Raw genomic sequence first — 14,575 nt, 5'->3', positions numbered from 1 at the left:
CTTACTTTGGGTACCCTATAATAAATCTCGTAAGTTAGTTGGTTGCCTAAATCAACTAACCAAAACCGAAACAGGTTTTGATTGATAAGACAGATTTTAAAAGTATTTTGGAGGATGACATTATGTCAGAATTGTTCGACTTTCCTAAGGTAGAATTCCTTGGTGGTGCAAAGGGTGTTAACTTCTTGGACGCAAAGGGTTACAACTTCTACAACCCAGAAGAAGTATTCACGATTAACGGTGAAACTAAGTCAATGAAGGACTGGATGAAGTTCTCAGTTGCTTACTGGCACACGATGGACCAACGCATGGTTGACCCATTTGGTGAAGGTACTGCCGAGCGTCCTTGGGATGTTGATGGTGTTGATGATGTAACTAGCATGGAACAAGCCTTGAAGAAGGTTGACTACATGTTCGAGTTCATGGACAAGTTGGGTGTTGAGTACTTCGCATTCCACGATCGTGACTTGGCTCCTGAAGGTAAGACTTTGGCCGAGACGAACGCTAACTTGGACAAGGTTGTCGACAAGATCGAGCAAAAGATGCAAGAGACTGGCAAGAAGTTGTTGTGGAACACGTCATCATTGTTCACGAACAAGCGTTTCTTGGCCGGTGGTGCTACGACACCATTTGCTGACGTATTTGCTTACGCTGCTGCACAAATCAAGCACTCATTGGAAATTGCTAAGCGCTTGAACTCAGAATCATACGTATTCTGGGGTGGTCGTGAAGGTTACGAGTCATTGTTGAACACTGACACGAAGCGCGAATTGGACCACATCGCTAAGTTCTTCAAGTTGGCTAAGTTGTACGCTAACGAAATTGGTTACACTGGTCAATTCTTGTTGGAGCCAAAGCCAAAGGAGCCAACTGCTCACCAATACGATACTGACGTGCAAACGACTATCGCATTCTTGAAGACGTACGACTTGGAGAAGGACTTCAAGTTGAACTTGGAAGGTAACCACGCTTACTTGGCTGGTCACACTTACGAGCACGAAGCACGCTTTGCTCGTGAAGCTGGTTTGTTGGGTTCATTGGACGCCAACATGGGTGACAAGCAAACTGGTTGGGATATCGACGAATTCCCTAACGACATCTACGAAGCTACTTTGGTTATGTACGAGTTCATCAAGAACGGTGGATTGCCAACTGGTGGTTTGAACTTCGACTCAAAGGTTCGTCGTGCTTCATTCAAGGCTGAAGACTTGTTCTACGCACACATGGCTGGTATGGACGTTTACGCTGCCGGATTCCGTGTTGCTATGAAGATGATCGAAGACAACTTCTTGGAGAACATCTACAAGGAGCGTTACGCATCATTCGATACTGGTATCGGTGCTGACTTCGAAAACGACAAGGCTACGTTTGCTGACTTCGAAGCTTACATCTTGAACAAGACTAACGAAGAAATCTTCGCTACTGTTGAGTCAGGTCACTTGGAAGCTATCAAGGCTACGTTGAACAACTACATCTACTCAGTTTTGGGTTCAACTTTCAACAAGTAATCCGACTTAACTAAGTAAAACCATGTAAAAAAGGCTTGCAGCTGATGAAAATCAGTTTGTTGGTTAGGTGCCTTTTGCAATGAATCTAACTGACACTCTCAATCTCAAAAAATCTCAAAAATAATCTCAACTAAAAGCATTGCGAGTGCCAATCTCACGCTCACATAGCGAACATAACAGTAGGGCAATTCCCTACGGCAACGAGGGCTGGGCCATTAAATTAGCCCAGCCCTCGTTGTATACATAACAAAGAAAGAGGACATAAACATGAGCGAAGTCGTATTGGGTGTTGACCTAGGAACGTCATCAGTAAAGATCTCTGCTGTTGATCGTCAAGGTAACATCGTTGCACAACAATCATATGATTACCCACTATCACAACCAAAGCCAGGATACAGCGAGCAAAACCCAGAAGATTGGGTTAACGGTACGACCGTCGCAATCGTTCGTTTGATTTTGGATGATGGTATTAAGCCAGAAGACATTACGGGTATTTCATACTCAGGTCAAATGCACGGTTTGGTTTTGTTGGATGACAACAACCAAGTGTTGCGTCCAGCAATTTTGTGGAATGACACACGTACAACGCCACAAACTAAGGAAATCGCTGAGAAGATGGGTCAAGAATTCATCGATATCACGCGTAACAAGGCTTTGGAAGGATTTACATTGCCAAAGATTTTGTGGGTTAAGGAAAACGAGCCAGAAATCTTCTCACAAGCTTCTTCATTCGTAACGCCAAAGGATTACGTGCGTTACCGTATGACTGGTAAGTTGGCGATGGAAATTTCTGACGCTGCTGGTACAGTTGCGATGGACGTTGCAAACCGTACATGGTCAAAGGAAGTCCAAGAAGCCTTTGGTTTGAAGCCTGACTTCTTCCCAGAGATTATCGAAGGACCAGAGTTTGCGGGTAACATCTCACCAAAGTATGCTGCCTTCTCAGGTTTGACGACTGATACTAAGGTCTTTGGTGGTGCTGCCGACAACGCTGCCGGTGCTATCGGATCAGCTATCTTGCAACCAAACATGGTGATGTCATCAATTGGTACATCAGGTGTTGTATTGAAGTACGAAGACAATGCAGATGTTGATTACAAGGGTCAAGTGCACTTCTTCAACCACGCTATCCCAGGCAAGTTCTACTCAATGGGTGTGACGTTGGCTGCAGGTTACGCCTTGTCATGGTTCAAGAAGACATTTGCTGCTGATGAAGACTTTACTGCAATGGTTGAATCAGCTGGTAAGTCAACGGTTGGCGCTAACGGTTTGTTGTTCACGCCATACTTGGTTGGTGAGCGTACACCATACGCTGACGGTGATATCCGTGCGTCATGGACTGGTATCGACGGTACCCACAAGAAGTCTGACTTCGTGCGCTCAGTTTTGGAAGGTATTATCTTCTCATTCAAGGACATCTTTGATATCTATGAAGAAGCTGGTACTGACTTCGATACAGTTGTTGCCATCGGTGGTGGTGCTAAGTCACCATTGTGGTTGCAAATTCAAGCTGACATCTTCAACAAGAAGGTTGTGTCATTGAAGAACGAGCAAGGTCCTGGAATGGGAGCAGCTATCTTGGCCGCTACTGGTTTGGGCTGGTTTGACACAGTGCAAGATGCGGCAACTGCCTGGAACTCATTTGACAAGGAATACTTGCCAGATCCAGAGCGTGCTGCCCGTTACGAAGAAGTTCACGCAATTTACAAGAAGGTTTACGGCGCTACTGCTGAAATCTCACACGAATTGTTGGACTTCCGTCGTTCAGCTAAGTAATAAAATGAAAAAGAGGTTGCAAGTCAGATGGCTTGCAACCTCTTTTGTATCAGGTGGACTACTTAAATGCGACGTCAATTTTTTGATAATCTTCGTCGCTCAAGGCAACATCGAGCGCTTTCAAATTATCATGCAATTGTGCTGCGATGCGGGCTCCTGGAATCAAGGCCGCGATGTTAGGATTCTTGAGGTACCAAGCTAACGCAACCTGTGAGGGACTAGCGTTATAAGCTTGACCAATTTCGGCCAAGATATCAACCCCAGCTAAAATGGCTTGATAACGTTCGCCTTGGAAGTTCGGATTGCGCGATTGCCAATCATCGCTCGTGAAGGTTTGTGTTTTTGTGTACTTACCAGTTAATAATCCAGAAGCAAGTGGATAATAAGGAACGAACTCGATATCATGTTCTTGCAAATATGCCCAAGTTGTCTGTTCAGCAGTACGGTCAACCAAGCTATAGGCGTCTTCCACGATGTCGACATAACCATCCTGATTGGCTTCTTTAATTTGGTCCAGGTTAAAGTTAGAAAGACCGATGGCCCGAATTTTGCCCGCCGCTTTCATTTCTTGCAAAGCTTGGACAGCCAGACGCTTATCAGTTGATGCGTCTGGGAAGTGGATGTAAAAAATGTCGATGTAGTCAACATCTAAGCGTTGCAACGCGCTATCAACTGACGCTTGTAAGAATTCAGGTGAATTGTTAAAGGCATAGTTTTGCGCCGGATCGTGGGCGGCTTTTGTAGCAATGATTAACTGTGAGCGGTCGTAATCTTTAATGACTTGGCCGATAAGTTCCTCTGAACGACCGAAGCCATACGCAAATGCCGTATCTAACAAAGTGACGCCACTATCCAAAGCGGCTTTAACTAGGGCGATACCGTCCTCGTCAGCAAGGTTATCGAATAAATTGTGGCCACCAACCTTATTGGTACCCAAACCAAACTTGTTGAAAGTCGTGAAGTTTTTTAAATAGGCCATTGGTTTCTCCTTTGTATTGCAGAAATTCAAGTTATAACGTTGTATTCATGAACTAGTCTACACTAATTTTGAATACGCTTACAAAAAATAACGTTGGAAAGGTGTAGCCGGTTGGTGTTTATGAATCAAAATTTCGGGAAGTACGAGCGAAAATTAAATGCAATGTGATAATGGATAAGAATATCTCGGCTGGTGGCGTGGTGAACGGGGAGCAACGGAGCAATCCGTCTGGGTGAACTCACAAGTTCGGCCGACCGCCGGTTAGATAAGGCGATCGGACCTAAACTCTTAACCCAATTATTTGGGTGCTAGCCGGTGCTCGTGCCGGCGGAGTTTACCCAGACGGATTTTTGTCGGAGTTACTCCCCGTTTGCCGCGCCTCGTCGCAACGCGACGATGACACCAAATAAAGTTATTCACAAAAACGCCATAGTGTTTAAAAAACAGTAGTTACGTGGGTATACTAGTTTTTAAAATGGTGTAATAATGATACGCTATTAGTAAGTAAAATGGATAAGGGTATAGAGATATGGAACCTAAACGACCTACACGTTTGCAATTCTGGTCTGTAATTGCGGTTGGATACGTTATTTTGTTTGCCGTTGGATTCTTTGCACCAGTTGCTGTTGATGCGGTAGGTGATGTATTTAAGAGTCCTGAGACGACAGAAACGACTTCGGCAAAGTCATCGTCAAAAAAATCTGAGAGTAAGGCTGACCCAGAGACAGCCACAACTGAAAAGGCAGCCGATGTTGATACGGCGTCTGAAGCGATTGAGAGTGAAGTGAGTGCTGCGACTGGTGGCTCAACATCAGACTCTGATGATGCTACCGATGCCTCGGCTTCATCGACAGTGGTAGTCAAGGCGGGGACGACAGCTTTTGCGATTGCAAAGTCACATGGGTTGACGCTGGCGCAATTGCAGGCTTTGAATCCAGGGGTTGATATGAATGGTGTCCAAGCGGGACAAACGCTGGTAGTACGGCAATAATGAAAAACTGACGTATTGTTCACAGCGATAGTATTAGTCGGTATTGTGACGTTAAGTTTTCTATTGAAAATGTTTATTGATAAACATAACCACTAATTGAATGAAATCAAAGTATATCGTCTGAAAAAGGCCACCCGATACGTTTTGGAACGTGTTGAGTGGCCTTTTGTTGTGGTCCATTTATGGTTTCCACCAAATTGGTTAAATTAATTGCTTGATGACATTATCAACTTTATTGTCGAAAAAATCACTACTTGAGATGGCGACTAATTGTGAATTTGGGAAATCGTGACTGTTTACCCATTTTGAAGCGTAATCGGTGACCAATATATATTGGTAATCTTGAAGTTCGCGTGGATTTCCATTTGAAATATCAAGATCAATTTGTATGGAACTATTTATGTTTGCTAAGGCCGCATTTAAAGCGGCTTTAAATTTTGAGGGATTTCCACCCAATACCCCGTTTGGCGTGAAAAAAATAGAATTAACCCCTAGTAATGGCATAGCGTTGTAAACTAATGCACCTTTTAGCATAAATTTGCCCTCCCTCTAAAAAATACTGAGTGTTTGTCTAGTTGTCTCTAATCATACGCCGATTTATAACCATCATAAATAAAGCGAAGACTGAGACTGATGTATCTAAGAATATCAGGACGGTGTTCGGAGCTGAGATATCGTGAAATGCTGGCAATGAAGAATGAATTTAATGAGCGGTAAGCGTTCGGAATGATGTGGTTTAAACAGTCTTTAAAAAAAGTACTTACGAAGAGGGTGCAAAGTATGCTTCAATAGCTAGTGACGCAATTGTTCCAAGCGTTTCTATTATTGAAGGAGAGTATTTTAAGTATGACAGAAAAAGTATCACCACGTGTGATTTGGTCGATTGTTGCGACCGCTATTTTGGGATTTGTCGGGATTTTGACAGAAACGTCAATGAACGTGACTTTTCCTGATTTGATTAAGCAATTTGGCGTACCGATGGGGACTGTGCAATGGTTAACCACAGCTTATTTGCTTGTTGTGGCCTTGATGATGACAACCTCAGCCTTCTTAAAGGCAATTATGAGTCCACGTAAGATTTTTATGTGGGGGATGGCTTTGTTTGTGATTGGTGACGTGATTTCCATTGTCGCACCAGGCTTCTGGCTATTGCTAGCGGGCCGTTTGGTGATGGCAATCGGAACAGGTATTGCCTTGCCATTGGTATTCAACGTTATTTTGATGAGTGTGCCACCAATGCAAATTGGTAAGTACATGGGCTTTGGTGGGCTGATTTTGTCATTAGCGCCAGCCCTTGGCCCAGTGTATGGTGGTCTGGTCACATACGCTTGGGGATGGCGTGCTATCTTCATCATCGTCTTGCCAATCGTGTTGATTGGGATGATTTTGGGATTGCGAAATTTGTCTGATGAAAAGCCAAATCAAACGGCAAGCTTTGATTTTATGCAATTCATTGTATTAGGTATTTCATTGACCACGGCTTTGTTGGCATTAGGACAGCTTGAAGCAGGTAAGCTAACGGTTTCAATTGTTGTCTTAGCGGTTATTGCGATTTTGGCTATGATTGTCTTTATTCGAATTGCCTTGCGTTCATCAAAGACGTTGTTAAACTTGTCTGTTTTCAAGAGCAAGGGAATGGTCTTTGCGTTGTTGATTTATGCGATGTCACAAGCGATTAATTTAGCCGTGAACTTTGCTATTCCACAATATGCGCAATTAACATTGGGCGCTTCAACAATGGTGGCTGGCTTTGTCTTGATGCCAGGATCATTGTTGGGATCAGCTTCATCACCAGTTTATGGGGCCTTTTATGACCGCGCTGGTGCAACGAAGCCATTGACGATTGGTTCAATCGCCTTCTTTATTGTGATGATTGTGTTTGCTGTGATGGCACCATCGATTACGACAATTGGGTTAACGGTTATGTACGCATTGTTCACGCTGGGCCGTAACTTGGCCTTTACCACGGCCATGACAGCTGGGGTGGCAGAGGTGCCACGTGAGGTGTCTGGTGATGTGAACGCCATCTTTAACACGATTCAACAATTTGCCGGAGCTGTTGGTACAGCAATTGCCGCGGTCTTGATTAAGACGGATGGATCATCAGCCAAGTTGATTGCGCAAGAAACTGCTACGGGCATGGGTCACATGTTCTGGGTAGGTGCTGTAATCGCTGGCTTGAGCTTGGTTTGGCTAGCTGGCTTCGTTAAAACTAAGACAGGTAAATAGGACGTTCTAAACAGCTCCTGATGCATAGGCATTGGGGCTGTTTTTTAGTAGGGGAAGTGATAAATAATGCCTTTTTTAGCAATAACGTTAAATTTTTAAATTATCTGACGCTTGGTCAAGGATATTTCACAAAGGGCGCATGCGGTCGTCCCGCTTTTTAGATACGATTTAGGCAACTAGACAAAGGGGGACGTCACAATGAAGAAAGTGACAGAGTTGCTGGAACGTTATTTGATGCCAATTGGTGCAAAGCTTGCTGCTAATAAGGCGTTGAATGCCGTTCGTGATGGGATTGCCTACGCGATGCCATTGGTTATTGTTGGTTCGTTAACGATGTTAATTGCCAACGGGTTTTCAATTGACGCGTTTAAGACGTGGTTAATTGATAATGGGTCATTCGATTGGCTTGTGAAGATTACTAACGGTACATTTGGCCTGATGGGTGTGGTTGCCGTGTTCGGAATCGCTTACCGATATGCACAAGAATTGAAGGTGGATGGCGTATCATCAGGAATCATTGCCTTGTCAGGGTATGTGATTTCAACGCCGACGATTATGGCAAAGGCAGGCGAAGGTTTCCCATTAACGTACATGGGCGCTTCAGGCTTGTTTGCAGCTATTTTGATCGCATTGGTTTCGACCAAGATTTTTGCTTGGTTCATGAAGAAAGACATCCGCATTAAGATGCCTGATGGTGTGCCACCAGCGGTTGCCAATTCATTTGCGGCATTGATTCCAGGTGCCGTAATCGTATTGCTGTGGGGGGCAATCTATGCCGGCTTGGCTGCAACGCCAATGGCATCAATTCATGGTATCTTGCAATTAGTTTTGGGTGGACCATTGTCAGCGTTCGGTGGCTCATTGGCCGGTGCGATTGTTGTGTCAATCATTACATCGCTGTTCTGGTTTATCGGGGTGCACGGTGGTAACGTTACTGGTGCGATTATGTCGCCAATTTGGCTTGGTTTGATGGCTGAAAATGCTAAGGTTTACTCACAAAATGCTGATGCGACGATGCCACACATCGTGACCCAACCATTTATGGATTTGTTTGTTTACCTTGGTGGTGGTGGCGCAACCATTGGTTTGGTTGCCGCGATGGTGCTGACAGCTAAGAGTAAGGAATTTAAGACGTTGGCAAAGTTGATTACGCCACCAGGACTGTTCAACATCAATGAGCCAACCATGTTTGGAACACCAGTTGTATTGAATGTTTACTTGTTAATTCCATTTATTTTTGTACCAGTTATCAATGCCATCATCGCATATGTTACGATGGCAACAGGGATTGTTCACGCAACGGTTGGTGTCGTGATTCCTTGGACGATGCCACCAATTATTTCTGGATTCTTGGCAACTGGTTCACACATCTCAGGTGCGGTCTTGCAAATTGGCTTGTTCGTACTTGATACGTTGCTTTACATCCCATTCTTCAAGTTAGTAGACCGTCAACGTCAAATGCTTGAAGGCGAAACGTTGGCAGATGAAACGTCAGAAGAAAAGGCGTTTGAAGGACATTCAGTGGAGGCCTAACCATGGGGGAACTAGGAATTTCGGTGTATCCATCACGTGCGAGTGTGACGGACAATATTGCCTATATTGAAAAGGCGGCTAGTTATGGGTATACGCGTATTTTTACGTCGTTGCTTGAATTGACGCCAGACATGAATGATTTGCTTGATCAGTACAAGCAGGTCATTACACGTGGTAATGAGCTGGGGATGAAAACCATTTTGGATATCAACCCAGAATTGTTTGAACAATTAGGGACGAGTTATACGGATTTACGCTTGTTTGCGGAAATGGGTGCATGGGGCTTGCGCCTGGATCTCGGGTTTACTGGATCTGAAGAGGCACAAATGACGCATAATCCCTATGGCTTAAAGATTGAGTTGAATATGTCACGTGGTCAGCACTATCTTGATTTGATTATGGATTTTGGTGTGAATCGCGATAATCTAATTGGCTCACACAATTTCTATCCACAGCGCTGGACGGGCTTAGGCCGTGATTATTTCGCGGAAACGTCACAGCAGTACCGGCGCTATGGCTTGCGAACGGCAGCGTTTGTTAATGCGCCAAGTGGTACATTTGGTCCATGGCCAGTTAGCGATGGTTTGGTGTCATTGGAAGACCATCGTAACTTGCCGATTGCGACGCAAGTGCAGGAATTGCGCTTTAACGGGTTAGTTGATGATGTGTTGATTGCGGATGCGTTCGCTGATGATGACGACTTGAAAGCAGCGGCCGAAGCGTTCAACCGGACAATGGTTGGGTTGCGTGTTGTCGAAGAACCGCTTGTTTCTGACGTGTCGCAGGCAGTGATGTACCGGCAACCACAAATGTATCGTGGTGATCGTTCCGATTACGTTTTACGTTCAACGCAGACACGCGTTAAGTATAAGCAGGAAGATTTTCCAGCATTTAACACGGTTGACGTGACGCGTGGGGATGTTTTGATTGATAATAATGACTACGGTCAATATAAGGGTGAGTTGCAAATTGCGTTGCGTGATTTGCCGAATGATGGGCGCATTAACGTGGTCGGCCATATCCATCCAGAAGATCTAACGTTGTTGGCGTTGATTGAACCATGGCATGGGTTTACCTTACAACCAGCTAAAAAGATGTAATATGAAAGCGGTGATGCCAAAGGCTGGTGTCACCGCTTTTTGCTGCAGGCTAACTTCTGGTTCAAAGTTAACTCTCATTTTTTTAGAAGAAAGGTTGACAGTTTTGATAAAAAGGTGCAGTGGGTAGGCATTCGTGGTATTATAAATGAATTAGAAACTAAGAAACGGGAGTCGGCAAAAATGCTAGCAACTTTAATTAAGCAACGTGATGTATTGACCACGGTCAGCGAAAATGCGACATTACAGGATGCCTTGGATATCTTTGATAACTCAAATTTTCGTGCTATTCCAATTTTGGATGAGAGTGGTCAATTGTTCCGCGGTGCCATTTATAAGATGCACATTTACCGACACCAGGTAGATGGCGGACGCATGGATTTGCCAGTTACGACTTACATGCGTAACATGACGAAATTTGTCGGCATCGAAGCAACGTTTTTTGAAATGTTCTTTACGCTCCGTGATTTGCCATTCATTTCAGTGCTCGACAAAGAAAATCATTTTGTGGGGATTGTGACGCACAGTCGGATGATGCGTTTGATGGCTGATTCTTGGCAAACAGATGAAGGACGTTACACGTTGACGCTTGTGACGGATGGTGAGCGTGGTAGCTTGGAAAAGGCTGCCAAGATTATCACACGTTATACGCAAATTGCGTCATCAATGACTTTGAATCCTGACAATAACCCCCGTACGATGCGAATTCTCTTTACGTTACCGGACACGGTTAATGAAGGAATGTTGTCAAAGATTATTAATGTGCTGTCGCGCAAGGGCTTCCACTTGGAGTCGCTTGAGGACTTATCAAAAACATCATATATGTAAACAAAAAACCGCCAATCTCCCGATTTAAAATCGGAGGATTGGCGGTTTTTAAATGTGTTTCGAAAGGATTTTTTGACTATTCAAAGGTAATGAGTTCGTGAGGCGCGATAAATCGGCTCCGCATTAAAATATCCGCTAATTCATCTGGTGTTTCTGGGTTATCCTTGTCTAACCAGTGACGCACGATATTGAGTAGACTGTTGAGGGCGATTTCTTTGGTGTAGTCAATCGGTAGCGCGTCTGAAAAACGACCGTGGTTCGCAGTTAACTGATCGGTAAACAAAACGTCAACCAAATTTTTGATACGGTTGAAGAATTGGGGATGACCATTTGGTGAGAAGAGTGCCCGCATGGTGATGCGCTCGCTGTCGACATAGTTGAGCGCCTTGTTAAAGACACGGTAGGTTGAACCTGAAATTTCTTCAGCGGTGTGCTTGGTAAGTGGCTCATCCAAATTTTCACTCAACGCGTGGGTGATGTTGGCGACCAATTCGTCCTCAATTTTAGTGAGGAGTTCGTACTTATCCGTGTAGTGAACATAGAACGTGCCACGACTGACGCCGGCTGCCCGGGTAATGTCAGACACAGTTAAATTGTTGAACCCTTTTTCATTAATTAAATCAATGAATGCTTCTTTGATAATTTGTTGCGTTTTTGCATTACGGTCAGCCTGTTTCATAGCGTCTCTCCAAAGTTATTGAACACCCTGTTCAAAATTGTATATTGTAGTTTCTACTGTACAGACTTAATATAATGCAAGTAGATAATTTATTCAACAAGTTGTTCAATAATTGGTTGGTTAAGTGTGAGAGATTATTAAGTAGGAGGGATATGACATGCTGAAAGCGGAATGGGCATGGCTAAAACAGCACAAATTCTATCTATTAGTTATTTTCGTGTTGTTTTTCGTGCCATCAATTTACGCAGTGACGTTTTTGAGTTCATTGTGGGATCCCTATGGGGCAGTCAAAAACCTGCCGGTAGCGGTAGTGAATCATGATAAGTCAGTTAAATACCAAGGTAAGAAACTGACGGTAGGATCAGATTTAAAGAAGCAATTAGAAAAGTCGAAGGCGATGGATTTCAGTTTTCCAACTGATGCCGCAGCAAAGAAGGGCTTGAAGGATGGTAAGTACTACACGGTCATTACGATTCCAGAAAACTTTTCTAAGAACGCCACGACACTGCTCGATAAGCAACCTAAAAAGATGGTGTTGCACTATGAAACGAGTTCTGGTCACAGCTTTATCGCAGGAAAGTTGTCAGAATCAGGTGCCAAGGCGATTACGGCTAAGGTTTCAGCCCAAGTGACGGAAACTTATGCTAAGACAATTTTTGGTCAAGTGAAGAAAATGGGTAAGGGGATCACCCAAGCTGCCGACGCCAATCAAAAGTTGGCCGATGGGACGACTAAGATTAAGTCTGGTAGCGATGAGGTGACCACGAACCTAGAAAAGTTGGCATCAAGTTCACTAACGTTTAAGGACGGTACGAACACGTTGACCAATGGCTTGTCGCAATACACAGCCGGGGTTGCGCAGGCTGATTCAGGTAGTCAACAATTGGCAGCCGGTTTGAATAAGTTGAACGGCCAAGTACCGACTTTGACACAAGGTGTGGCAAAGTTAAATGACGGTACGCACCAATATACAGCTGGTGTAAATCAGTTGGCAGGTGGTTTGAACCGTGCGAACGATGGTGCACGCCAATATACAGGTGGGGTTAGTCAAGTGACTAACGGTTTGAATACGCTAAATGGTCAAGCACCAACACTAACGCAAGGTATTACGCAGATTAATGATGGTACGCATCAATATACAGCTGGTGTTGAGAAGATCACTGGTGGTTTAAATCAAGCGAATGAGCAAACACCAACACTGACGCAAGGTATTGCGCAGATTAATGATGGTACATATCAATACACGGCTGGTGTTAAGCAATTAACACAAGGTTTAGACGAGTTGAACACTCAGTTGCAACAATCTGATATGACTAATAAGATTGCTAATGCACAACAGACACTTGGTGACATTCAACAAGCGGTTGCAAAATTACAAAATAGTTATCAGGGTAGAAGTGGACAAGATGTTTTAGCGGGTATTCAACAACACGTTAATGTGTTGCAAGATGATGTTACAAAAATTCAAGCAGCTCAAAAGGCTGATAGTGATGCAATGACTGCCAATTTACAGCAGGCATTTACGGATACCAAAATGAACCCAGAGCAACAAGCGGCGGTTGCTAAGGCTGTGCAAGCGACACAAGATAATTCGCAAGTTGCGACTTTGATGAAGGATATGATGGGCGAATATACTGCATTGTCTTCAGAAGTTGCGCCAATTCAACAGATGATTGATGACAATAAGCAACTGGTAGACTCGGTTGAGGTTAATGATAGTACTTTGACAGATGCTCAGAATCAGCTAAATCAATTAGCGACTTTGCCAGGCGCGGTACAGCAACTAGATGCGGGTGCTAATCAGATTGATAGTCAATCACAAGCATTAACGGATGGCACGTCTGAATTACAGGCTAAGTCAGGTGAGTTGGTCAACGGTATTGCACAACTTACGGATGGTGCGAATACATTAAATAGTAAGTCGGCATCGTTGAATGATGGTACGTCAGAGTTGTTATCAAAGTCAGGAGCCATGGTTAATGGTATCGGTCAATTGGCAAATGGTGCGAATGCAGTAAACAATAAGTCAGGTGAGTTGGTCAGCGGTATTGGCCAATTAGTTGCTGGTGCAAACGCGCTAGACAGCAAGTCAGCTGAGTTGAACAATGGTACTGAGCAATTGCTAGCCGGTTCTGACGAACTAGCAGGCGGCGCTGGCCAATTGGCAAATGGTGCAAATACGTTGACGAGTGGTTTGGATACGTTGGCTGGCAAGAATAATGAATTGAACAGCGGTGCTGGTCAATTAGCAAGTGGCGCCGGTCAAATTAGTGATGGCTCACAAAAGTTGGCTGATGGTTCAAAGCAAATTGGCCCTGCATTGACCCAAGTTCAGAATGGTAACCAAACATTGGCTAACAAGATGGGTGACGCGTCAGATAAGGTCAAGAAGCTACACGCAACGAAGTCAACGTATCACCAAGTTGCGACGCCAGCAAAGGCTAGCCACAAGGAAAAGGATCACGTTGCTAATAATGGTACGGGTATGGTGCCATACATGTTCTCAGTGGCAATGTTCGTGGGGATGATGGCATTGAATTTGATGCTTGATATGATTTCACCACGCACAAAGATTTCATCATTGTGGGCATGGGCCGGTTCTAAGATGGCAATGCTGTTTGGTATTGCTATTGTTGCGGCAACGGTTTTGTATGGTTTGAGTTTGGCTGTACTAGGTATGGACCCAATCAACCCGGGTGCAACATATGGCTTCATGGTTCTGATTGCAGTGATGGACGCTGCGTTGGTTACGGCAATTTACATGTGGTTCGGTAAAGCTGGTGCGTTTGCAGCCATGGTCTTGTTGGTCATCCAATTGAGTGGTTCGGCTGGAACTTACCCAATTCAATTGTCAAACAAGTTCTTTGAGTGGTTGCACCCATACTTGCCAATGACATACACGGTTGATGGTTTACGTGAAACGGTGATGATTGGTGGTTCGATCGCACCGCAAGT

The 14,575-nt window shown here is 44.3% G+C and carries 11 protein-coding genes; 8 read left to right on the top strand and 3 right to left on the bottom strand.

Annotated features, from left to right (window positions below; genetic code table 11):
- Nucleotides 1–122 precede the first annotated feature (122 nt).
- A complete protein-coding gene (xylA, locus tag WEIDD23_RS10520) occupies nt 123–1,508 on the top strand; it encodes a xylose isomerase (protein WP_010373927.1) in 1,386 nt (461 codons plus the stop codon).
- Between the two features lie 267 nt (nt 1,509–1,775).
- Nucleotides 1,776–3,284 (top strand): xylulokinase, encoded by a 1,509-nt coding sequence (gene xylB, locus WEIDD23_RS10515; RefSeq protein WP_010373925.1) that lies wholly within the window; start codon nt 1,776–1,778, stop codon nt 3,282–3,284.
- A gap of 58 nt (nt 3,285–3,342) precedes the next feature.
- Here the strand turns inward: xylB and WEIDD23_RS10510 are convergent, their stop codons facing one another.
- Nucleotides 3,343–4,263 carry an aldo/keto reductase gene (locus WEIDD23_RS10510; protein WP_010373923.1) on the bottom strand — a complete coding sequence of 307 codons (921 nt, stop codon included), beginning with the start codon at nt 4,261–4,263 and terminating at the stop codon, nt 3,343–3,345.
- Nucleotides 4,264–4,792: 529 nt separating this feature from the next.
- Between WEIDD23_RS10510 and WEIDD23_RS10505 the strand changes: the two genes are divergently transcribed.
- Nucleotides 4,793–5,254, top strand: a complete 462-nt coding sequence (locus WEIDD23_RS10505) for a LysM peptidoglycan-binding domain-containing protein (protein WP_010373921.1) — start codon at nt 4,793–4,795, stop codon at nt 5,252–5,254.
- A 201-nt stretch (nt 5,255–5,455) separates the two neighbouring features.
- Here the strand turns inward: WEIDD23_RS10505 and WEIDD23_RS10500 are convergent, their stop codons facing one another.
- The gene (locus WEIDD23_RS10500; RefSeq protein WP_010373917.1) at nt 5,456–5,788 is read right to left on the bottom strand and encodes a hypothetical protein; all 333 of its coding nucleotides are present in this window, start codon (nt 5,786–5,788) and stop codon (nt 5,456–5,458) included.
- 312 nt (nt 5,789–6,100) lie between these two features.
- Between WEIDD23_RS10500 and WEIDD23_RS10495 the strand changes: the two genes are divergently transcribed.
- From WEIDD23_RS10495 to cbpA, 4 genes are all read left to right on the top strand, one after another.
- Nucleotides 6,101–7,483, top strand: coding sequence for an MFS transporter (locus WEIDD23_RS10495; RefSeq protein WP_062358974.1), 1,383 nt, complete (start codon nt 6,101–6,103; stop codon nt 7,481–7,483).
- A 198-nt stretch (nt 7,484–7,681) separates the two neighbouring features.
- A complete protein-coding gene (locus tag WEIDD23_RS10490) occupies nt 7,682–9,016 on the top strand; it encodes a PTS sugar transporter subunit IIC (RefSeq protein ID WP_010373914.1) in 1,335 nt (444 codons plus the stop codon).
- Between the two features lie 2 nt (nt 9,017–9,018).
- A complete protein-coding gene (locus tag WEIDD23_RS10485; RefSeq protein ID WP_010373912.1) occupies nt 9,019–10,116 on the top strand; it encodes a DUF871 domain-containing protein in 1,098 nt (365 codons plus the stop codon).
- 180 nt (nt 10,117–10,296) lie between these two features.
- Complete coding sequence (cbpA, locus tag WEIDD23_RS10480; protein ID WP_010373909.1) at nt 10,297–10,941, top strand: cyclic di-AMP binding protein CbpA; 645 nt, start codon at nt 10,297–10,299, stop codon at nt 10,939–10,941.
- A 76-nt stretch (nt 10,942–11,017) separates the two neighbouring features.
- Here cbpA and WEIDD23_RS10475 read toward each other — a convergent pair whose 3' ends face one another.
- A complete protein-coding gene (locus WEIDD23_RS10475) occupies nt 11,018–11,620 on the bottom strand; it encodes a TetR/AcrR family transcriptional regulator (RefSeq protein WP_010373907.1) in 603 nt (200 codons plus the stop codon).
- A gap of 157 nt (nt 11,621–11,777) precedes the next feature.
- Between WEIDD23_RS10475 and WEIDD23_RS10470 the strand changes: the two genes are divergently transcribed.
- Nucleotides 11,778–14,575: YhgE/Pip domain-containing protein (locus WEIDD23_RS10470; RefSeq protein WP_062358979.1), on the top strand; the 2,798-nt coding region annotated here is incomplete at its 3' end.

This window comes from Weissella sp. DD23 (assembly GCF_001579105.1).
Classification (GTDB): domain Bacteria; phylum Bacillota; class Bacilli; order Lactobacillales; family Lactobacillaceae; genus Weissella; species Weissella cibaria.
The sequence above is the reverse complement of the archived record's forward strand: the minus strand, read 5'-3'. Positions and strand labels throughout refer to the sequence as shown.

Bases quoted from the DNA above. Each gene is read 5' to 3' on its own strand.
- xylA (WP_010373927.1), top strand. From the start codon at position 123: ATGTCAGAATTGTTCGACTTTCCTAAGGTAGAATTCCTTGGTGGTGCA.
- WEIDD23_RS10500 (WP_010373917.1), bottom strand. From the start codon at position 5,788: ATGCTAAAAGGTGCATTAGTTTACAACGCTATGCCATTACTAGGGGTT.
- WEIDD23_RS10485 (WP_010373912.1), top strand. From the start codon at position 9,019: ATGGGGGAACTAGGAATTTCGGTGTATCCATCACGTGCGAGTGTGACG.
- WEIDD23_RS10510 (WP_010373923.1), bottom strand. From the start codon at position 4,263: ATGGCCTATTTAAAAAACTTCACGACTTTCAACAAGTTTGGTTTGGGT.
- WEIDD23_RS10490 (WP_010373914.1), top strand. From the start codon at position 7,682: ATGAAGAAAGTGACAGAGTTGCTGGAACGTTATTTGATGCCAATTGGT.
- WEIDD23_RS10475 (WP_010373907.1), bottom strand. From the start codon at position 11,620: ATGAAACAGGCTGACCGTAATGCAAAAACGCAACAAATTATCAAAGAA.
- WEIDD23_RS10505 (WP_010373921.1), top strand. From the start codon at position 4,793: ATGGAACCTAAACGACCTACACGTTTGCAATTCTGGTCTGTAATTGCG.
- cbpA (WP_010373909.1), top strand. From the start codon at position 10,297: ATGCTAGCAACTTTAATTAAGCAACGTGATGTATTGACCACGGTCAGC.
- WEIDD23_RS10495 (WP_062358974.1), top strand. From the start codon at position 6,101: ATGACAGAAAAAGTATCACCACGTGTGATTTGGTCGATTGTTGCGACC.
- xylB (WP_010373925.1), top strand. From the start codon at position 1,776: ATGAGCGAAGTCGTATTGGGTGTTGACCTAGGAACGTCATCAGTAAAG.